The 20,782-nt window shown below is 70.5% G+C and carries 14 protein-coding genes; 8 read left to right on the top strand and 6 right to left on the bottom strand.

Features of this window, described 5'->3' with window-relative positions; all coding sequences use genetic code 11:
- The first annotated feature begins 74 nt into the window (after positions 1-74).
- The 7 genes from OG521_08995 to OG521_08965 all read left to right on the top strand — a co-directional run bounded on the left by OG521_08995 (position 75) and on the right by OG521_08965 (position 11,509).
- Positions 75-1,175 carry a hypothetical protein gene (locus tag OG521_08995; protein WUW20920.1) on the top strand — a complete coding sequence of 367 codons (1,101 nt, stop codon included), beginning with the start codon at positions 75-77 and terminating at the stop codon, positions 1,173-1,175.
- Positions 1,172-2,713 (top strand): hypothetical protein, encoded by a 1,542-nt coding sequence (locus OG521_08990; GenBank protein WUW20919.1) that lies wholly within the window; start codon positions 1,172-1,174, stop codon positions 2,711-2,713. Before OG521_08995 ends, OG521_08990 begins: the two co-directional genes overlap by 4 nt.
- Before the next feature lie 191 nt (positions 2,714-2,904).
- Positions 2,905-4,149 carry a CDP-alcohol phosphatidyltransferase family protein gene (locus OG521_08985; GenBank protein WUW20918.1) on the top strand — a complete coding sequence of 415 codons (1,245 nt, stop codon included), beginning with the start codon at positions 2,905-2,907 and terminating at the stop codon, positions 4,147-4,149.
- The gene (locus OG521_08980; GenBank protein WUW20917.1) at positions 4,146-8,624 is read left to right on the top strand and encodes a bifunctional glycosyltransferase family 2 protein/CDP-glycerol:glycerophosphate glycerophosphotransferase; all 4,479 of its coding nucleotides are present in this window, start codon (positions 4,146-4,148) and stop codon (positions 8,622-8,624) included. The genes OG521_08985 and OG521_08980 overlap by 4 nt, the downstream gene beginning before the upstream one ends.
- A 13-nt stretch (positions 8,625-8,637) precedes the next feature.
- Positions 8,638-9,423, top strand: a complete 786-nt coding sequence (locus tag OG521_08975) for a rhamnogalacturonan acetylesterase (GenBank protein ID WUW26617.1) — start codon at positions 8,638-8,640, stop codon at positions 9,421-9,423.
- A gap of 11 nt (positions 9,424-9,434) precedes the next feature.
- Positions 9,435-10,157 (top strand): cadherin-like domain-containing protein, encoded by a 723-nt coding sequence (locus OG521_08970; GenBank protein ID WUW20916.1) that lies wholly within the window; start codon positions 9,435-9,437, stop codon positions 10,155-10,157.
- 50 nt (positions 10,158-10,207) lie between these two features.
- Positions 10,208-11,509, top strand: coding sequence for a phosphodiester glycosidase family protein (locus tag OG521_08965; GenBank protein WUW20915.1), 1,302 nt, complete (start codon positions 10,208-10,210; stop codon positions 11,507-11,509).
- Positions 11,510-11,561: 52 nt separating this feature from the next.
- Here OG521_08965 and OG521_08960 read toward each other — a convergent pair whose 3' ends face one another.
- The 5 genes from OG521_08960 to OG521_08940 all read right to left on the bottom strand — a co-directional run bounded on the left by OG521_08960 (position 11,562) and on the right by OG521_08940 (position 18,200).
- The gene (locus OG521_08960) at positions 11,562-13,694 is read right to left on the bottom strand and encodes a 3-hydroxyacyl-CoA dehydrogenase NAD-binding domain-containing protein (GenBank protein ID WUW20914.1); all 2,133 of its coding nucleotides are present in this window, start codon (positions 13,692-13,694) and stop codon (positions 11,562-11,564) included.
- Positions 13,691-14,911 (bottom strand): acetyl-CoA C-acyltransferase, encoded by a 1,221-nt coding sequence (locus tag OG521_08955; GenBank protein WUW20913.1) that lies wholly within the window; start codon positions 14,909-14,911, stop codon positions 13,691-13,693. The genes OG521_08960 and OG521_08955 overlap by 4 nt, the downstream gene beginning before the upstream one ends.
- Before the next feature lie 288 nt (positions 14,912-15,199).
- Positions 15,200-16,474: a ribonuclease D gene (locus OG521_08950; protein WUW20912.1), complete on the bottom strand. Its 1,275-nt coding sequence runs from the start codon at positions 16,472-16,474 to the stop codon at positions 15,200-15,202.
- A gap of 125 nt (positions 16,475-16,599) precedes the next feature.
- Positions 16,600-17,262 carry a response regulator transcription factor gene (locus tag OG521_08945; GenBank protein ID WUW20911.1) on the bottom strand — a complete coding sequence of 221 codons (663 nt, stop codon included), beginning with the start codon at positions 17,260-17,262 and terminating at the stop codon, positions 16,600-16,602.
- Positions 17,263-17,543: 281 nt separating this feature from the next.
- Positions 17,544-18,200 (bottom strand): DUF3000 domain-containing protein, encoded by a 657-nt coding sequence (locus OG521_08940; protein WUW20910.1) that lies wholly within the window; start codon positions 18,198-18,200, stop codon positions 17,544-17,546.
- Between the two features lie 92 nt (positions 18,201-18,292).
- On the opposite strand from OG521_08940, the gene hemE reads away from it, so the two are divergent.
- A complete protein-coding gene (gene hemE / locus OG521_08935) occupies positions 18,293-19,366 on the top strand; it encodes a uroporphyrinogen decarboxylase (protein WUW20909.1) in 1,074 nt (357 codons plus the stop codon).
- A 22-nt stretch (positions 19,367-19,388) separates the two neighbouring features.
- Here hemE and OG521_08930 read toward each other — a convergent pair whose 3' ends face one another.
- Positions 19,389-20,777 (bottom strand): FAD-dependent oxidoreductase, encoded by a 1,389-nt coding sequence (locus OG521_08930; protein WUW20908.1) that lies wholly within the window; start codon positions 20,775-20,777, stop codon positions 19,389-19,391.
- Positions 20,778-20,782: the final 5 nt, after the last annotated feature.

The following is a 20,782-nucleotide window of genomic DNA, read 5'->3' as shown; positions in this document are numbered from 1 at the left end:
CCGATCCTGCCTATGATGTCTCGATTCTGGCCCCCGATGTGAGGGCCGCTGCCCTGGAAGGTTGAGGAAGAGCCATGCGGGGTGCCCTGTCACACGAGGCGGAGCGGCGGAGCGCGCCCACCGGCGCCGGACCGGTCGGCCGGGTCCTGGGCGGACCCTGGCTGCTGGCCGGACAGGACGGCAGGCTCACTGCCTACGTGCACACCGAGGACGCGCTGCTCCGGTGGACGGAGGAGGCCGTGGGGGGTCCGCGCTGGTCGGGTCCGGACACGTTTCCGGCGAAGGACCTGACGCACCTCACCGTGGTTCAGGGACCCAACCGCTATGCCCACCTGATCGGACGCCGGGTGCGGCCGAAGGCCGACGCCAGGTCGGCCGTGGACATCGTGTGTGCCACTCAGTTCCAGACGGGCCGCCCCGTCACCGAGTGGCGGTCGCTGGGCAATCCCTTCAAGGACATCGACCGGTCCGAGCAGGTGGGAGCTCCCGCGGCAGCCGTGGCCGACGGGGGCGCCCTGTACGTCTGCGTTCCGACCGCCTGGGGAGGCGCGGCGCTGCGGCGCGAGGACAAGCACGGGCAGTGGGAGGCCTGGAAGGAACTCGACGTCGCGGGCGTCACCGACCGGCCCTCGCTCGCGGCGACGGCCGCCGGGCTGGTCGAGGTGCTCGTCCCCACCCGGGTGGCAGCCCTTCATCTGCACCAGGGCAGCCAGGGCGGGGCCATGGTCCGGGGCTACGACGCCGGAGTGATCCCGCTCCCCGGGTCGGCGACGGCCCTGGAGACCGCTCCGGGCCGGATGACGCACTACCTGACCGATGTCCGGGGGGCCGGTGTCGTCGCCTTCCGGGCCGGGAACTGGCCGATGCCGCTCGGCGGCACCCCCGGGGACGGGCGGACCGCGGCACTGCGTGCGACGGTGGACGGTTTCGACTGCACGGTGCTGGCCCTGCGGGATACGGACGGCGTGGTCCGGCTGGGTGTCTGTCCGGCCGAGGAGGAACGGGGCGGTATGTGGTGGACGGACACCGGTACGGACTGCGCCGGGGACCCGTCGCTCGCGCTCGACGGACACGGCCGGGCGGTCGTGGCGGCGGTCGGGACCGACGGCTGCCTCGTTCTCGCCCGGCAGACGGACGGGCCGGGTCTGACCCTGAGTGACTGGAGACGGATATGAGCACCACCGCCGGGAGTGGCCGGGTGGCCGTCGTCGCGGAGTGCGCGCGAGACGCCGCGGTGCTCGTCGCGGCCGAGGCCGCCGGCGGGTCCGGAATCGGTGTGATCTGCCTCCGTGACGACGGCAAGGAGGGGCGGGCTGCCCTGGACCGGGCCCTTGCCGATGCCTCGGGGCGCGGCTGCCGGGTGGCGGGACCGCCCCGGTTCGTGACCGGGGAGCGCGAGGCCGCCGTCGCCGGAGTCGTGAAGGAACTGCTTGCGCTGCGGCCGCGGCGGATTCGCGTTCCTGACCCCGATCCGACCCATCGGGACTGGGACATGGAGGCGGGCCGCCCCGTGTACGACGAGCCCGACGAGCGCGCTGCGGCGGCCCTGGTCGCGCTCCGGGCCGCACGCGAGTACCAGGTGGAGTCGTCGGCTCCCGTCCTCGTGGACTGCCGGCGTACGGAACCCCCCACCGCCCACGGCGCCGCCGTCTCCTGCCCGCGCTATCCGGCTGTCACCGGCTGGCTGACCGAGGGTTTCGACGGCAGATCGTCCGCCTTCCTCCCCTCCGCGGCGGGTGTGCTGAGGTGGACCCAGCAGCGGCGGCACGGCACCGCCTGGGACGGACCGGAGCTTCTGCCGGGGCCGCGACTGATGCCCGGGCTCCGCGTCGTGCGGGACTTCTCGGGTCTCCCGCACCTCTTCGCGCTGCGCAGGACCGCCCGCAAGGGCGGGGGCGATGACATCGAGATCGTGCACGCCGCCCAGTACCGCACCGGACACCCGCTCACTCCGTGGCACTCCCTGGGCAGCCCGAACGCCGGGGACGCGTACAAGAGCCGGGAGACCGGATTCCCCGCGGCCGGGTTCGACGCCGCGGGCGGCCTCGTGGTCTTCGCACGGAACTTCGGCCACAGCGTCAGCTTTCGCGAGCAGCGGCCGGAGGGCGGCTGGTCCCCCTGGCGGCACCTCTCGGGTGTGCGCGTGGCCGACGAACTGGTGACGGTCACGACGCACAAGGGAGAGGTCGAGCTCCTCGCCCGGGTGCGGGACTCGGCGGCCGTCGTGCGCTGGCACCGTCCGGCGCCGGACGGGGAGTGGGCCGAGGACCGCACCGTGCCCATCGCTCCCTGCGCCGGCTCCATGGCGGCGGGACCCGAACCGGGCACGGTGGTCTACCGGGACCTCGGGACGGGTGAACCGTGGCTGTGGTACCTGGGCTCGACGGCCCCGGTTCCGCTCGGCGGGGCCGCGGGCGAGGGCCCGGTCACGGGGGTGCGCGGCGTCGAGGCCGACGGGTGGAGCTACTCGTTGCTGGTGCGGCCCGACGCCGGCGGCGCGTGCGCGGTCGGCGCGTTCGCCGAGGGCAGGCCCGATGCCGGGGTGTGGTGGAACAGCCTGGCCGGAGCGGAGCCGTACGGCGTGCCCGCGGCGGTCCTGGACCGTACCGGCATGGTCACGGTGGCGACTCTCACAGGAGAGGCACAGCTCACCGTGATGAACCGAGAGTCACGGACGGGGGGCTTCGAGTTCGGCCCCTGGTACACAGCGTGATGGTGGCCGACCGAGGCTGATCGTTCTTCTCCATATGAACGATCAATGCTGGTGAACATCGGTTTAGTTTTTGATAAAGTCCGCAAGCCTTCATGTGAGGGACCCGTGGACATGTCGCGAAGATGAAGGCACCTCTCGCCTGAACGTGCATCGCCCGGGCTGTCCGCTGTCGTTCTCGTGACTGAGGGGTTATGGCCAAGCTGTCCCTGCGTGCTGTCCAGAAGCTGACATGCAAGAAGCGTGACGCGTGGTGGACGGTTGTTCTGGTCGATCCTGTCGCGACCCGCATGCTCATCGTCATGGCGAGGTTCCGCTTCATCACGCCGAACCGCGTGACCTGGGCCGCCCTCTTCGTGGGGCTCGGTTCCGCCGCACTGTTCCTCAAGGGCGACACGCAGTCCCTCATCATCGGCGCCGCGCTCTACCACCTGAGCTTCATCTTCGACTGCATCGACGGCAAGCTCGCACGCCTCAAGGGCAACGGCACGGTGTTCGGCGGCTGGCTGGACTACGTTTTCGACCGCATCCGCGTGCTGTTCTGCGCCCTCGCGCTCATGGGCGGGCAGTACCTGCGGAACGGGGACGAGCGGTACCTGCTGGCGGCGCTGCTCGTCGTCTTCCTCGACATGCTGCGGTACGTGGACGCCCTGCAGATCTACAAGATGCGCATGTCGATGCGTACGAAGATCGAGAAGGTCACCCGGGAGAAGCAGGAGGCCGAACTCGCGGCGGCCGAGGCGGCGAGGGGCGCGTCGGGCGAGCCGGCGGCGCCGCAGATCCAGTTCATGGAGGACCTGCTGCGCGAGAACCCCGAAGCCGAGGCCGAGACGCTCAAGGAACAGGCCGAAGCCGCGCACGTCGTGGACCTGCACGCACAGTTCCGCCACCGCTTCCCCTGGTACCAGCGGTTCCGTCAGGCCCTGCTCCGCAGCCGGATCAGGCCGCACCTGATCAGCGGCATCGAGTTCCAGATGTTCATCTTCATCGTCGGTCCGCTGATCGGCCGGATCCTGATGACCACCCTGGTCTCCGCGGTCCTGCTCGGCATCTTCGAGCTCGTCATCATGTACAAGTTCTGGCTCTCCACCCGCGACTTCACCACCGTCATGGAAGAGCTGAGCACGGCCCCCACCCAGGCGGGCACCATCGCCCCCCACCTGCACCGCGGCCGTCATCGCCGCGGAGTGCAGGACGAATTCCTGGTGGACCAGCGCCTCGTCGATCCGCGGCCCGACGAGGACCCGTACTTCCAGCCGTACCCCGAGCCGTACACGTCGTACGAACCCGACGCATGGGAACCCCATGCGCAGACGTACACGCAGCAGCCGGTGGAGGGCTACGTCCTCCCGGTGCACGGCGGGTCGCACGCGGCCGGCCCGTACCACCCCCTGCCGCAGGAGCAGGGATACCCGGGTGAGCGAGAGAGCGTCGGATGAACAACGAACGGGACACCCCTGACGTCTGGGTGACAGTGGTCATCCCCGCCTACAACGCCGCGACGACCATCGGCAAGGCGGTCCAGTCCGCCGTCAACCAGACATACGAGCTGGTCGAGGTCGTCGTCGTCGACGACGCCTCCACGGACAACACGCTCGACGTCGTCAAGGGCTTCGCCGGCAACAACCCGCGCGTGCGCGTACTGCGCCGCGCGGAGAACAGCGGTGGCGTCGGAGCGCCGCGCAACATGGGCATCGCCCAGGCCGCCGGCCGGTACGTGATGTTCCTCGACGCCGACGACGAACTGCCGCCGCGCGCGTGCGAGCTGCTGCTGGCCAGTGCGCTGGAGACGGGCAGCGACATCACGGCGGGCAAGGCCGTCCGGACCAACCGGGCCACCGGCGACAGCCAGACTTGGGCTCCCGAGGTCTTCGCACTGGGGCGCACCGTCCCCAACCTCGTGGAATTCCCCCTGATGCTCACCGACCCGATCGCGGCGGCGAAGCTGTACCGGGTGGACTTCCTCCGGTCACAAGGGGTCTTCTTCCCGGAAGGGGTCTTCTACGAGGACACCTACTTCTCCACGGTGGCCGGCTGCCTGGCCGACGGGATCACGATCATCACCGACCCCGTCTACCGGTGGATGTGGGAATCCGATGGCGGTTCCATCACCGGCCGCACCGGGGAGCTGCGCAGCATCACGGACCGGGTCGCGGTGCACCGTGCCACCGACGCGTTCCTCCTGGACCGCGGTCTGTGGCAGCTCAAGGTGCGCAAGGACTCCAAGTTCCTCGCCCACGATCTCCGCCTCTACATGCGCGCACTCGCCGAAGGCGACCCGGACTTCCAGCAGGGCTTCGCGCAGATCGCGAGCAACTACCTCTTCTCGATCAGTGAGGAGGCGTTCGAGCTCTGCGACCCCGTCGACCGGGTCCGCGCCTTCCTGCTCATGTACCAGGAGATCGAAGCGGCGCTCACGACCCTGGACTACGCCCAGCGCAAGAGCACCCTGTCGTCCTTCCTGGTCGAGGAGGAGGGGCGCGTCTACTGGTCGGGCGATCACCTGCATCTGCCGGAGGCCCGGCGCATGCTCGACGTGACGGAACTCGGTCTGTCCGCCGCGAACCTCTCCCAGGTACCGCTCTTCGCCCAGCTGGACCGCTGGTCGCTGACCGGCGGAAAGCTCCGGTTCGATGGCAGCCTCGTCAACCGTTTCGGGCGGATAGCGGCGGGCGACGACCTCAAGCTCACCCTGGCCGTCCGCAACCGGTTCACGAAGCGGGACCTCACCGCCGCCGTCTCGGGCACGGAGGTCGACGAGCGGTTCGTGGGCTTCGGCGGTGTGGTGGACCTGGAGTCCGTGCTCGGCAGGGAATTCTCCGACAGCACCGTCTGGAACGTCTCCGTCATCGTGGAGTGGAAGCGGACCCGCTCCCGGTCCCCGCTCAACGTGCGCGACAGCGACCTCTCCGCCTTCACCTTCCGGGCGCAGGACCAGGAGCTGGAGGGGTACCGCACCGTCAGCGGCAACCTGGCCCTGCGATGCGCCGCCGACGGGCGCAGGACCTTCGACGCCGAGCAGAGCGACCCGGCCGCGCCCTGGATGTGGTGGCGGAACAGGATCTCCCCGCCACTGCCGTACGTGACGGGGGAGTACGGTCTCGCGGTCGTCGTGCCCTGCTACAACGTCGAGAAGTACATCGACGACTGTCTCGGCTCGGTCGCCGCCCAGAGCGGCTTCGCCGACACCCAGGTCATCCTCGTCGACGACGGATCCACCGACGACACCTCGCGCATGCTGGACCACTTCGCCGGCTTCTACGCCAACGTGGTCGTCGTCCACCAGGAGAACGGCGGTCTCGGGAACGCCCGCAACAACGGCCTCGACCGGGTCACGGCGCCCTACGTCACCTTCCTCGACTCCGACGACATCCTCGGCGAGGACGCCTTGGCGCACATGCTCCGGGCGGCCCGGCGCGACGCGTCGGACGTCGTGGTCGGCGACCTGGTCAACTTCCCGGACCGCCCCTACGGCCCCTGGAAGCAGTACTTCGGGGGCGGCGACCGCCTGGTCAAGGACTTCGCCGAGGTGCCGGACCTGGTCTTCAGCGGCTCGGCGTGCAACAAGCTCTTCAGCACCGGGCTGCTGCGCGACCTGGGTCTGCGCTTCGGTGAGGGCGTCCACTTCGAGGACGCGTGGCTGACGCTGCCCGCGATGCTGCGCTCCGGCGCCATCAGCGTGGTCGACCGGCCCGTCTACTACTACCGGGGCCGCCCCGACGGTTCGTCCATCATGGACTCGCTGTGGAGCAAGCCGGCGAACTACTGGGACCACCTGAAGCTCAACCACTTCCTGCTGAACATGTCGGCGGACGAGTCACCGGAGATCCGCAGGATCTTCCAGAGGTACGTGACCCGTACGTACAAGGGATTCCTCTGCAACGCCCGCAACATGATGGGGAGGTCGCAACTGGAGGAGATATTCCCCGGGATCCGGTCGCACTACGCGGACATCCCGGACGACGTGATCGACGAGTTCGTCACCAACCCGGCGCAGCAGCTCGACCACTATGCGGCGAAGACCGGGAACTTCGCCCTGTTCGTCGCGCCGGAGGACGTCCTGGAGAACGTTCCGCTGGCCGTTCAGGTGGACGACCAGGGCTTCTTCCGGATGTTCGGGAATCCCGCACGGCAGTCGAGTGCCGCCCGCGTGAAGGACCCCAACGTCGTCGTGGAGTCCGTGCGCGCGCGGGGCTCGGTTCTGGTGGTCGAAGGCTGCATGTCCTTCCCGGGCATGAACATCGACTCGAAGTTCGTCAACCTCCTGGAGTTCGTCCATCAGACGCGTGCGGAGAAGATCGTCGTTCCGCTCCGGCAGATCTACCGGCGGGACCTCAACAACGCCAGGAACGGCAAGGACGTCTATGCCGGCTGGTACGCCGAGATCCCGCTGAGCAAGCTCGTCGAGGGCGGGTTCAGGGCGGGCGACTTCCGGCTGCGCGTTCATTCGCCCGACGGCACGCGTCACCGCAACGTGGTGATGAAGGCCCGGCTGCCGCTGCACCGCCTCAAGGGCGTCGGTGAAGTCGGCGGGTACCGGTACATGATGACGATCGGGGACAGCGACTCCCTGCACTTCAGACTGATCAACCGCACGGTGAGGGCCCGTCTGAAGCAAGTCCTGTGGCGGACCGCGCGTGAACTCCGGATCATGAAGCGGCGGAACCCGGGCTGGCGGATGAGGCTGGCCTACTGGCTCGTCTATCCCCTGCTGCACTCGCGCGAGATATGGATCATCGGCGAACGCTCGGACACGGCGCAGGACAACTCGTACCACTTCTTCAAGTGGATCAGGGAGAACCGGAAGCGATGCCGCGCCTACTACGTCATCGACGGTGACTCCGCCGATTTCGCGAAGGTGAGTCCGTACGGAAACGTACTGAAGCTGGGCTCGTGGAAGCACCGCATGTACCTGCTCCACGCGACCAAGCTCATCGGGGCCTACGACTCCGAGTCCTATCTGGTCCCGCAGGGCTACCGGAAGGCTCTCTACCTGCACCGGTTCGGTGAGCTGATCCGGTACCAGCGCATATTCCTGCAGCACGGCATCACGTACAACGACGTGACGAGCGGTGCGTCGCAGTGGATCACCAGCTACGACATGATCATCACCGGCGGGCGTCAGGAGCGCGAGTTCTTCGCCGAGGAGGCGGGATACGGATCGAGGGCCGTGCTCGCCGGCTTCACCCGGTTCGACGCGCTGCGCAAGGAGCCGAGGGAGCGCCCGCGCATCCTTCTCATGCCGACCTGGCGCCAGTGGATCGTCACGGCTTCGTACAAGAAGGGCGCGGGCCCGGCGAAGACGTCCTTCACACAGTCCGAGTACTTCCGGTTCTACCGCGCGCTCCTGTCCGACGCCCGGCTCGCGCGGGCGCTGGACCACTTCGGCGTCGACCTGGAGTTCTTCCCGCACTACGAGATCCGTCCCTACCTCCATCACTTCCAGCTCGATTCGCCGTCGATCATCGTGGCCGATCCGCAGGCACGCAATGTGCAGCAGGCCATGAAGGAATGCGCCCTGATGGTGACGGACTATTCCTCCGTCTTCTTCGACGTGGCCTACATGGACACCCCGATCGTCCATGTGCCCTTCGACGAGGAGGACTTCTACGGGCGGCACTACAAGCGCGGCTACTTCGACCTCTCGACGGACGGGTTCGGTCCCGTCTGCCGGACGGTGGACACCGCCGTGGACGAGATCATCGCCTCGATCAGGAACCGGTTCGTCGTGCAGTCCCCGTACCGCGAGCGGGCCGAGCAGTTCTTCGCCCACCGGGACCACGGGAACTGCGAGCGGGTCTTCGAGGCGATCGACAGCCTGGGCACCGCGGGGGCGAGCGCCCTCGCACCGCCGGGACCGGTGGTCCCCGGTCACGTGCGGCAGACCGAGAAGGTGTGGGAAAGTGCTGCCTGAGAGCGGGGCGGGCATGGAGCCCGCATACCGGATCTTCATCGCCGGTGATTCGACCTCGGTCGCGAGGGAGATGAGCCGGGCGCCGATGACCGGGTGGGGGCAGGTGCTTCCGCTCTTCTTCGATCCCCGGGTCGAGATCGTGAACTGCGCCCGGGCGGGAGCCAGTTCCCGCACCTTCAGTGAGCGCGGCCGGCTGGACTGGATTCTGGAGAACATCGCGCCGGGCGACTACCTGCTCATCTCGTTCGGCATCAATGATGCCAAGCCCGAGAAATGGCTGCGGACCGAGGCCTTCGGCGACTTCCGTTCCTGTCTCCGCCGTTTCGTGCACGGCGCCCGCTCGCGCAACGCGCACCCGGTGCTGGTGAGCACGCACGAGCGGAACACCCACGACGTGCACGGAAACCTCTCGCGTGAGCACGTGGAATACGCCATGGCGATGCATGACGTCGCCGTCGAGACCAGCACGCCCTACATCGATCTGTATCACCAGAGCCTGTCGTGGTGGACGGAGCTGGGGGACGAGGGCACCCGTTCGCTGTTCGTTCACCTCCGGCCGGGTGAGCATCCGAACTATCCCGACGGCTTCGACGATCCGGGGCACCTGATTCCCGCCGGAGCCATCGCCTGCGCCCGTTTCGTCGCCTACTCGCTCGTCGCGCAGCAGATCATCCCGCCGAACTGGGCCGTCGATCTCGACCGGCAGGATTTCCCGCCCACGGCGGTGACCTGGCTCGACGACGAGACCCATGCCGCCTTGACCCGGGCCAGGACCTCCGGCGCGGGGGCGGAACTGTGACGGACACGCGCATGTACCCGATCGCACGGCTGAGGAGCGTCCAGCCCGGAAACCCGGCCATCGTCTGCACCGTGGAGCTTCACGGGGACAAGGACCCGGCCCGTCCGCTGCGACCGGGCGAGACGGCCGCGTTCGAGCTCAAGGTCGTACCCGAGGGGCCGGGATCGCGCTACTACGGCTATCTGATGGTCGAGTCGTTCAGCAGGGTGGCCGTGGTGGAAGGGGCCGCCGGGATGAGCCTGCTCGCGGTGGGCGACCGGTATGCGACCTCCACCGTCCCGGGGGAGGAACGGACGGCCCGGTTCGCGCTGACGGTTCATGAGAACGTGCCCCTGGACGCCTTCCTCGTACCGCAGCTGCGGGCAGGCATCATCGCCGACGGCGGGAGCAGCCTCACGGCGAGCACCCGGTCGATCAAGCAGCTCGGCTACCGGATCGCCCCGCTCCCGGCCCAGGGCAGGAAGCTCATGGTGCCGCCCGGGTACCGGGGCGCGGTCAACGGCCTCACGGACGGACTGGGGGACGGCGTGCGGCTGGTCGGCGTCGGCCCGGCCCGTTTCGGGGAGACGGGCGTCGGCCCCGACGGGCTGGTGACCTACAGCCCGGTCACCGGGTTCGCGGGCTACGACTCGTTCGACTACGTACTCGCCGACGCGGCGGACCGGCTCACACGTGCGCAGGTCACCGTCTTCGTGGGCGATCTGGGCACCACGCCCGGAGTGATCGCGGGCTGAGGCCCGCCAGTGTCCAGGGGCCGAGAACGTCCAGTCCACCAGGGGGCAGTGTGACACCGGCACGCGTCCGGTTCGGCGTGTGGGCCCTGACCGTCGGCCTGCTGGCAGCGGCATGCGGTCCCGGGCCCGGCGGGAGCCCCGGCGCCCCGCCCGCGAAGCGCTCGGCGTCCCCGGGGACGGGTGCGCCCGCCCCGACCGTCCCCGACGGGGTGGAACTGGAGCGGTCCACCCGCCGGCTCGCCGACGGCAGCCCCGTCAGGATCAGTGTGATCTCGCTGTCGCCCGGTGCGCGGGTGACGGTGAAGGGCGTGCACGGCAGGGGCCTGGCCGCGTCCGCGACCGTGCGCAGCATGGCCCATGAGGCGGGTGCCTGGGCCGCGGTGAACGCCTCCTACTTCGACATCCGCGGCGGGCCGGCGTTCAGCGGCTACGAGGGGGACCCGCTCGGGGTGTACGCGACGGGAGGCAGTCTGCTGAGCGAGGCGGCCAACGGACGGACCGCCCTGATCCTCGGAGGCCCCGCCACACGTCCCCGCATCGACGAGGTCTCCACGTCCTCGTCCCTCGCCGCGTCCGACGGCGCGCACCGGGAGCTGGACGGGATCAACCGGGTGCCCGGGCGCATCGTGGGCTGCGGAGGAGTCGGCGGAGACCGGCTCGCCCGTACCGGCGAACCCGTCTCCTACCCGGTCCACAACCAGCTGTGCCTGGACCCGGACGAGATCGTGGCCATCGGCGCCGCATGGGGCGCCGCCTCCCCCAAGGGCGGCAGGGGCAGCGTGGACGCACTCCTCGACAGCACCGGAAAGGTGACGGCACTCCGGGTGCCCGCCGGGGGCCCGGTGCCGTCCGGGGGACGCGTCCTGTCCGGGATCGGCAAGGGCGCGGAATGGCTCTCGCGCCACGCCCGGCCCGGGGCGTCCGTCGCGGTGACCTCCGCCGTGTACGACAGCCGGGAGGTACGGCTGTCCGGTACGCAGACCTCGGTCATCGGGGCGGGTCCCGCACTGGTCCGGGACGGCCGGACCCGGATCAACGCCGAGGCCAACGGGCTCTCCCGCGCCGCGGTCGCGCAGCGGGAGCCCCGAACCGTGGCGGGCGTCACCGCGGACGGAACCCTCCTGCTGGTGACGTTCGACGGCCGGAGGCCCGGAATCAGTGCCGGCGTCTCGCTCCAGGAGGCGGCGGACCTCATGGTCTCGATGGGGGCGGCCGACGCCGTGAACCTGGACGGCGGAGGTTCGACGACCATGGTGGTCGAGGACCGGCTGTGGAACCGGCCGACCGACTCGCCGGGCGGCGCCCGCACCGAACGGGCGGTGGCCACCGCCCTGGCGGTGATCGCCGAATGAACCGCGGCCCGGCACAGGTGTGCCGGGCCGCGGTCCGAGGAAACGAAGGGTGTTACGCCGGGACGCTCGCCACGCCCTGCGCCAGGAACTTCTTCCCGTTCACCCGCTCGGAGACGCCCTCGCGGTCCAGGTACGGCGTGATGCCGCCCAGGTGGAAGGGCCAGCCCGCGCCGGTAATCAGGCAGAGGTCGATGTCCTGGGCCTCGGCGACGACGCCCTCGTCCAGCATCAGACCGATCTCCTGCGCCACCGCGTCCAGGACGCGGTCGCGGACCTGCTCCTCGGACAGGACGACATCGCCCTGCTTCAGGAGTGCGGCGACCTCCGGGTCCAGCTCCGGCTTGCCGGAGTCGTAGACGTAGAAACCGCGCTTGCCGGCCTTGACCACGGCCGCCAGGTTCTCGGAGACGGTGAAGCGCTCCGGGAAGGCGCGGTTCAGGGTCTCGGAGACGTGCAGGCCGATCGCCGGGCCGACCAGCTCCAGGAGCACCAGCGGGGACATCGGCAGGCCGAGCGGCTCGATGGCCTTCTCCGCGACCTCGACCGGGGTGCCCTCGTCGATGACGTTCTGGATCTCGCCCATGAAGCGGGTGAGGATGCGGTTCACGACGAACGCCGGGGCGTCCTTCACCAGCACCGCGGTCTTCTTCAGCTTGCGGGCGACACCGAAGGCCGTGGCCAGCGAGGCGTCGTCGGTCTGCTCGCCGCGGACGATCTCCAGGAGCGGGAGGATCGCGACCGGGTTGAAGAAGTGGAAACCGACGACCCGCTCGGGGTTCTTCAGCTTCGACGCCATCTCGGTGACCGAGAGGGACGAGGTGTTGGTGGCGAGGATCGCGTGCGCCGGGGCGACCGCCTCGACCTCCGCGAACACCTGCTGCTTGACGCCGATCTCCTCGAAGACCGCCTCGATGATGAAGTCGGCGTCGGCGAAGCCCTCCGCCTTGTCCAGCACACCGGAGACCAGGGCCTTCAGACGGTTGGCCTTGTCCTGGTTGATGCGGCCCTTGCCGAGCAGCTTCTCGATCTCGGCGTGGACGTAGCCCACACCCTTGTCGACGCGCGCCTGGTCGATGTCCGTCAGCACGACCGGTACTTCGAGGCGGCGCAGGAAGAGCAGCGCGAGCTGTGAGGCCATCAGGCCCGCGCCCACCACGCCGACCTTGGTGACCGGACGGGCCAGGGCCTTGTCCGGGGCACCGGCCGGGCGCTTGGCGCGCTTCTGGACCAGGTTGAACGAGTAGATCCCGGAGCGCAGCTCGCCGCCCATGATCAGGTCCGCGAGGGCCTGGTCCTCGGCGTCGAAACCGGCGCTCAGGTCGCCGTCCTTGGCCGCGGCGATGATCTCCAGCGCGCGGTACGCGGCCGGGGCGGCGCCGTGCACCTTGGAGTCGGCGATGGCCCTGCCCCGGGCGACGGCCTGGTCCCAGGCGTCACCGCGGTCGATCTCGGGGCGCTCCACCGTGAGCGTGCCGTTCAGGACGTTCGCCGTCCAGATCAGCGACTGCTCCAGGAAGTCCGCGCCCTCGAAGAGCGCGTCGGCGATCCCGAGCTCGAAGACCTGCTTGCCCTTGAGCTGGCGGTTCTGGTTCAGCGAGTTCTCGATGATCACCGAGACCGCGCGGTCCGCGCCGATCAGGTTGGGGAGCAGCGCGCAGCCGCCCCAGCCGGGGACCAGACCGAGGAAGACCTCGGGCAGCGAGAACGCGGGCAGCGCCTTGGAGACGGTGCGGTACGAGCAGTGCAGACCGACCTCGACACCGCCGCCCATCGCCGCGCCGTTGTAGTACGCGAACGTCGGGACCGCGAGGCCGGAAAGGCGGCGGAAGACGTCGTGGCCGCCCTTGCCGATGGCCAGCGCGTCGCTGTGCTCCTTCAGCAGCTCGACGCCCTTGAGGTCGGCGCCGACCGCGAAGATGAACGGCTTGCCGGTGATGCCGATACCGGTGACCGTGCCCTCGGCGGCCTCCTTCTCGACCTGGTCGATGGCGGCGTTCAGGTTCGCCAGCGACTGCGGTCCGAAGGTGGTCGGCTTGGTGTGGTCCAGGCCGTTGTCCAGGGTGATGAGGGCGAAGTTGCCCGCACCGCCCGGGAGGTCCAGGTGGCGTACGTGCGCCTGGGTGACGACCTCGCCGGGGAACAGCTCGGCCGCGCCCTTCAGAAGCTCAGTGGTGGTCGTGCTCACTTGTTGCCTCCGTCGAAGTGCGGGTTCTCCCAGACGACCGTGGCGCCCATGCCGAAGCCGACGCACATGGTCGTCAGGCCGTAGCGGACCTCCGGCTGCTCCTCGAACTGGCGGGCCAGCTGGGTCATCAGCCGGACGCCGGAGGAGGCCAGCGGGTGGCCGTAGGCGATCGCGCCGCCGTACTGGTTGACGCGGGCGTCGTCGTCGGCGATGCCGTAGTGCTCCAGGAAGGCGAGCACCTGCACGGCGAACGCCTCGTTGATCTCGAAGAGACCGATGTCCGAGATGGACAGCCCGGCCTTCGACAGCGCCTTCTCCGTCGCCGGGATCGGGCCGTAGCCCATGACCTCCGGCTCGACGCCGGCGAAGGCGTAGGAGACGAGGCGCATCTTGACCGGGAGGCCCAGCTCGCGGGCGACGTCCTCGGCGGCGAGCAGCGAGGCGGTGGCGCCGTCGTTGAGACCCGCGGCGTTGCCGGCCGTCACGCGGCCGTGGGCGCGGAACGGGGTCTTCAGACCGGCCAGGGACTCCAGCGTGGTGCCCGGGCGCATCGGCTCGTCGGCGGTGACCAGGCCCCAGCCCGTCTCACCGGCCTCCGCGTTCGTGCGGCGCACGGAGACCGGCACCAGGTCCTGCTGGATCTTGCCGTTGGCGTACGCCTTGGCGGCCTTCTCCTGCGAACGCACCGCGTACTCGTCGGCGCGCTGCTTGGTGATCGTGGGGTACCGGTCGTGCAGGTTCTCCGCGGTCATGCCCATGAACAGGGCGGACTCGTCGACCAGCTTCTCCGACACGAAGCGCGGGTTCGGGTCCACGCCCTCGCCCATCGGGTGGCGGCCCATGTGCTCGACGCCACCGGCGACGACGACGTCGTACGCGCCGAAGGCGATCGAGCCGGCCGTCGAGGTGACGGCGGTCAGGGCGCCCGCGCACATGCGGTCGATCGAGTAACCGGGGACGGACTGCGGCAGACCGGCCAGGATTCCGGCGGTGCGGCCGAGCGTGAGGCCCTGGTCGCCGATCTGTGTGGTCGCGGCGATGGCGACCTCGTCGATCTTGGCGGGGTCCAGGTCCGGGTTGCGGCGCAGCAGCTCCCGGATGGCCTTCACGACGAGATCGTCGGCGCGGGTCTCGTGGTAGATGCCCTTCGGGCCCGCTTTGCCGAACGGGGTGCGGACGCCGTCGACGAAGACGACGTCCCGGATGGTACGAGGCACGATGGCTCTCCTCCAGGGTGCGGGATGGCACTGCTGCGGGGCACGCCCAGGAGCGCGCCGCCACCCACATGCTACTTGCGGGTAACCAGACTGCCCAGTCCTTGTGGCGGGAGCGGCGAAGGTCACATGCGCGAAAAGGCCCGGACGGCCCCGAAAAGGGGCCGTCCGGGCCTGGGACGAGCGCGTGGTGCGGGTCCGGGGAGCTCGTGGAACCTGGCGTGAATACGCCCCTGTCCCATGCCTTCTCAGGCGGCCCTCCTCCGAATTCTTCGGATTTCCCGGACTCCCTCAGGCTTCCGAGGCGAGCGCGCGGAGCAGGATCGGGCCCACCTGCTCGATCTGCCAGTGCCGCGCACCGTATCCGGCGAGTGCGTTCTCGACCGTGTCCGGCGTCAGGTTCTTCGGCGGCTCCCAGCAGACCCGGCGCACGGTGTCGGGGGTGATGAGGTTCTCCTGCGGCATGTTCAGCCGCTCCGCGAGCTCGGACACGGCGGTGCGGGCGGCCGACAGCCGGGCGGCGGCCGCCGGGTCCTTGTCCGCCCAGGCGCGGGGCGGGGGCGGGCCCGTGAGGGGCTGGCCGGGCTGCGGCAGCTCCGTGTCGGGCAGCTCCTTCGCCCGGTCCACGGCCCCCTGCCACTGCTCCAGCTGGCGCCGGCCCATGCGGTGGCCGAAGCCGGGCAGGGCGGTCAGCGCCTGGGTGTTCGGCGGGAGCGCGAGCGCGGCCTCCACGATCGCGGCGTCGCCGAGCACCTTGCCGGGGGAGATGTCGCGGCGCCGTGCGACCTGGTCGCGCAGCGTCCACAGCTCCCTGACCACGGCCATCTGCCGGCGGCGGCGGACCTTGTGCATGCCGGAGGTGCGGCGCCACGGGTCCTGGCGCGGGGGAGCGGGCGGTGCCGAGGCGATGGCCGCGAACTCCTCCTGCGCCCACTCCAGCTTGCCCTGCCGGTCGAGCTCCTCCTCCAGCGAGTTGCGCAGGTCGATCAGCAGCTCGACGTCGAGCGCCGCGTAGCGCAGCCAGGGGTCGGGCAGCGGGCGGGTGGACCAGTCGACGGCGGAGTGGCCCTTCTCCAGTGAGTAGCCGAGCACGCTCTCGACCATGGCGCCGAGGCCGACCCGCGGGAACCCGGCCAGCCGTCCGGCCAGCTCGGTGTCGAAGAGCCCGGTCGGGGTCATCCCTATCTCGCGCAGACAGGGCAGGTCCTGGGTCGCCGCGTGCAGGATCCACTCGGTTCCGCGCAGCGCCTCCCCGAGCCCGGACAGGTCGGGACAGCCGACCGGGTCGACGAGCGCGCTGCCCGCGCCCTCACGGCGCAGCTGCACGAGGTAGGCGCGCTGCCCGTAGCGGTAGCCGGAGGCGCGCTCGGCGTCGACGGCCACCGGGCCGGTGCCCGCGGCGAAGGCCGCGATCACCCCGGCCAGGGCATCGTCGGAGGCCACCACCGGTGGAATGCCCTCGCGCGGTTCGAGCAAGGGGATCGGCGCCGGGGCGACGTCGTCCGGGGGGGCGCCCCCGGTGGTTCGCAGTGAAGTGTCTGCTGCGGTCTCTTGGGCGTCGGTCACGTGTCAAGGGTATCTGTGTATGTACGGCGCCCGTCGACGGAATGATCCGTCGACGGGCGCCGATGCATGTAATCCAGCCGGTTCCGCATCTCTGCACACCGGCGGGGGTGCGGTTTCGTCGGGATTCAGTGGATGATGCCCGTTCGCAGGGCGACGGCGACCATGCCTGCGCGGTCCCCGGTGCCGAGTTTGCGGGCGATGCGGGCGAGGTGGCTCTTGACGGTCAGGGCGGACAGCCCCATGGAGACGCCGATCGCCTTGTTGGACTGTCCTTCGGCGACGAGGCGCAGGACCTCCACCTCACGTCCGGACAGTTCGCGGTAGCCGCCCGGGTGGCTCGGGGTGCCGGGGGGCCGGCGGTGCATACGGGCGGCGGTGGCGCCGATGGGTGCGACGCCGGGACGGGTGGGGTGGCCGATGTTGGTACGGGTGCCGGTGACGACGTAGCCCTTGACGCCGCCCGCGAGGGCGTTGCGCACGGCGCCGATGTCGTCGGCGGCGGAGAGGGCGAGGCCGTTCGGCCAGCCGGCGGCTCGGGTTTCGGACAGCAGGGTCAGCCCGGAACCGTCGGGCAGGTGGACGTCGGCTACGCAGATGTCGCGCGGGTTGCCGACGCGGGGGCGGGCCTCCGCGATGGACGACGCCTCGATGACGTCACGTACTCCGAGTGCCCACAGATGGCGGGTGACGGTGGAACGGACGCGCGGGTCGGCCACGACGACCATGGCCGTCGGCTTGTTCGGGCGGTAGGCGACCAGGCTTGCGGGCTGCTCGAGGAGAACGGACACCAGGCCTCCTGGGGAGTGGCGGGACGGGCCGGCTCGGGGATGAAGCCGGGGCGAACCGTGCTTGAAGGGTCATTGACTCCTTCGGCAGCAGACCCCTGCTCCTTTAGAGGAAGATCACGATTTGGTGAGTAACAATTCGGGCAAATAGGACGCGCGATCGATTGTACGAAAAAAGAGCCGGTGACTGTGCGAGGTTCCGTGACGCTGTGTCACGGAACCTGGACGCGGAGACGCGGATCCGGAACGGAAATCCGGAGCGGGGGGCTCGCGCGGGCGGACGCCTACGAGACCTGCGGACCGCGCCGCTGCGGCAGCGTCACCACCGCCGCGTCCACGGGACCCGACGGCGGCAGGCCGGCGATCTGGCACAGCAGGTCGCCCCACGCCATCAGGTGCGCCGCCGTGTCCGGCACCCCGCCGCGGCCCTCGCGCGGCGTCCAGGACGCCCGGATCTCGATCTGTGTGGCCGGCCGCCGCGTCTCCAGCGCACCGAAGTAGTGCGATCCCGCCCGGGTGACCGTGCCGCCCGCCTCCCCGAACGACAGACCGCGCGCCTCCAGTGCTCCCGTCAGCCACGACCAGCACACCTCCGGCAGCAGCGGGTCGGAGGCCATCTCCGGCTCCAGCTCGGCACGCACCAGCGTCACCAGCCGGAAGTTGCCCTGCCAGGCCTCGTGGCCGTCCGGGTCGTGGAGCAGGACGAGCCGCCCGTCCGCGAGGTCGTCCTCGCCGTCGACGACCGCCGCCTCCAGCGCGTACGCGTACGGAGCGAGCCGTTTGGGCGGCCGCGTCGGCTCCACCTCCAGTTCGGGGCGCAGCCGCGCCGAGCGCAGCGCGTCCACCGCCGAACGGAACGCGGGCGGGACGGAACCACCCTCCGCACTGTCCTCGCTGTCACCATCGGATTGATCGGAGAAGTGTCCCTGCGCCGGAGCCATGCCGGGAAGAGTAGGCGGAACCGGAGCCTCGCGCGCGGAAGGACACCCGTGCGGGGCAGGGCTCATTCCGTGTGCGTGCGAAGATTCTGTGTGTGAGTGCTATTGACCGCCCCTCGGGCCAGCAGACGAAGACCCCCGCCACCCACGACTCGGCGTTCCTGAAGGCGTGCAGGCGCGAGCCCGTGCCGCACACGCCGGTCTGGTTCATGCGCCAGGCGGGACGCTCGCTGCCCGAGTACCTGAAGGCGCGCGAAGGCATTCCGATGCTCGAGTCCTGCACGATGCCGGAGCTCGTCGCCGAGATCACGATGCAGCCCGTGCGCCGCCACAAGGTCGACGCCGCGGTCTACTTCAGCGACATCGTCGTCCCGCTCAAGGCGATCGGCATCGACCTCGACATCAAGCCCGGCGTCGGACCGGTGATCGCCGAACCGATCCGTTCGCGGGCCGACCTGGCCCGGCTGCGCGATCTCACCCCCGAGGACGTCTGGTACGTCACCGAGGCCATCGGCCTGCTCACCGCGGAGCTGGGCTCCACCCCGCTGATCGGTTTCGCCGGCGCTCCCTTCACCCTCGCCAGCTACCTGGTCGAGGGCGGCCCGTCCCGCAACCACGAGCACACCAAGGCCCTGATGTACGGCGACCCGGAGCTCTGGGCCGACCTGCTCGACCGTCTCGCCGACATCACCGGCGCCTTCCTCAAGGTCCAGATCGAGGCCGGCGCCTCCGCCGTGCAGCTCTTCGACTCCTGGGTCGGCGCGCTGGCCCCCGCCGACTACCGCCGCTCGGTGCTGCCCGCCTCCGCGAAGGTCCTCGACGCCGTCGCGTCGTACGACGTCCCGCGCATCCACTTCGGTGTCGGCACCGGTGAACTGCTCGGCCTCATGGGCGAGGCCGGCGCGGACGTCGTCGGCGTCGACTGGCGGGTCCCGCTCGACGAGGCCGCGCGCCGCGTCGGCCCCGGCAAGGCGCTCCAGGGCAACCTCGACCCCGCCGTGCTCTTCGCCCCGACCGCCGCGGTGGAGGCCAAGACGCAGGAGGTGCTGGACGCCGCCGCGGGCCTGGAGGGCCACATCTTCAACCTGGGCCACGGCGTGATGCCGAACATGGACCCCGACGCGCTGTCGCGGCTCGTCGAGTACGTCCACACCAGCACCGCACGCTGAACGACGGGCAGGCGGGCGCCGCTCAGGCGGTGCCCGCCTGCCGCAGCGCCGTCACCGTCTTGCGCGCCGCCACCAGCACCGGGTCCCAGACGGGCGAGAACGGCGGCGCGTACCCCAGGTCCAGCGACGTCATCCGCTCGACCGTCATTCCCGCGGTGAGCGCCACCGCCGCCACGTCCACCCGCTTCGCCGCCCCGTCCCGGCCCACGATCTGCACGCCCAGCAGCCGCCCCGTGCGGTACTCCGCGAGCATCTTCACCGTCATGGGCCGCGCCCCCGGGTAGTAGCCCGCCCGGCCCGTCGACTCGATCGTCGCCGAGACGAACCGCAGGCCCACCGCGCGGGCGTCCTTCTCGCGCAGACCGGTCCTGGCGATCTCCAGGTCGCAGACCTTGCTCACCGCGGTGCCGACCACGCCGGGGAACGTGCCGTAGCCGCCGCCCACGTTCGAACCGATGATCTGGCCGTGCTTGTTGGCGTGCGTGCCCAGCGCGATGTGCCGGGTGCGGCCCGCCACCAGGTCCAGGACCTCGACGCAGTCGCCGCCCGCCCAGATGTTGTCGTGGCCCACGACCCGCATCGACAGATCGGTGAGCAGCCCGCCGTGCGGGCCGAGCGGCAGCCCGACCGCCCGGGCCAGTGCCGTCTCCGGCTCGACGCCGATGCCGAGCACCACCACGTCCGCCGGGTAGGACGCGTCGGCCGTCTCGACGGCGGCCACCCGGCCGTCCGGCCCGGTGCGGATCGCGGTGACCGCGGCCCTGTTCACCGTCGTGATCCCGAGCCCGTCCATCGCGTCGTGGACGAGACGCCCCATGTCGGGGTCGAGCGTCGCCATCGGCTGCTCGCCCCGGTTGAGGACGGTCACCTCGAAGCCGCGCTTCAGCATCGCCTCGGCCATCTCGACCCCGATGTAGCCCGCGCCGACGACGACCGCGCGCCGGCGCTCACCGCCCGCCCGGTCCAGGGAGTCCAGCAGGGCCTGCCCGTCGTCCAGCGTCTGCACACCGTGCACCCCGGCCGCGTCCATGCCGGGCAGCGCGGGCCGCACCGGACGGGCGCCCGTCGCGATCACCAGCTTGTCGAAACCGGTCCAGGCGCTCTCGCCCGAGTCCCGGTCAAGCGAGCGCACCCGCTGCCCGGCGACGTCGATCTCGGTCACCTCGGTGCGCGTGCGCAGGTCGATGGCGCGGGCCCGGTGCTCCTCGGGCGTGCGGGCGATCAGGTCGTCCCGCTGTTCCACGTCGCCGCCGACCCAGTACGGGATGCCGCAGGCGGAGTACGAGGTGAAGTGGCCCCGCTCGAAGGCGGTGATGCTCAGCTCGTCCGGGCCCTTGAGCCGGCGTGCCTGCGACGCCGCCGACATGCCCGCCGCGTCGCCTCCGATGACCACCAGTCGTTCCGCCGCCATGCCAG

Origin of the sequence: Streptomyces sp. NBC_01463 (assembly GCA_036227345.1) — a bacterium.
Lineage (GTDB): Bacteria > Actinomycetota > Actinomycetes > Streptomycetales > Streptomycetaceae > Streptomyces.
Note: the sequence above shows the minus strand (reverse complement) of the source record. Positions and strands in the feature narration are given on the sequence as shown.

What these genes read in the sequence shown, in the direction of transcription:
- OG521_08995 (WUW20920.1), top strand. Translation starts at nt 75, where the DNA reads ATGCGGGGTGCCCTGTCACACGAGGCGGAGCGGCGGAGCGCGCCCACC.
- OG521_08990 (WUW20919.1), top strand. Translation starts at nt 1,172, where the DNA reads ATGAGCACCACCGCCGGGAGTGGCCGGGTGGCCGTCGTCGCGGAGTGC.
- OG521_08985 (WUW20918.1), top strand. Translation starts at nt 2,905, where the DNA reads ATGGCCAAGCTGTCCCTGCGTGCTGTCCAGAAGCTGACATGCAAGAAG.
- OG521_08980 (WUW20917.1), top strand. Translation starts at nt 4,146, where the DNA reads ATGAACAACGAACGGGACACCCCTGACGTCTGGGTGACAGTGGTCATC.
- OG521_08975 (WUW26617.1), top strand. Translation starts at nt 8,638, where the DNA reads ATGGAGCCCGCATACCGGATCTTCATCGCCGGTGATTCGACCTCGGTC.
- OG521_08970 (WUW20916.1), top strand. Translation starts at nt 9,435, where the DNA reads ATGTACCCGATCGCACGGCTGAGGAGCGTCCAGCCCGGAAACCCGGCC.
- OG521_08940 (WUW20910.1), bottom strand. Translation starts at nt 18,200, where the DNA reads ATGGCTCCGGCGCAGGGACACTTCTCCGATCAATCCGATGGTGACAGC.
- OG521_08930 (WUW20908.1), bottom strand. Translation starts at nt 20,777, where the DNA reads ATGGCGGCGGAACGACTGGTGGTCATCGGAGGCGACGCGGCGGGCATG.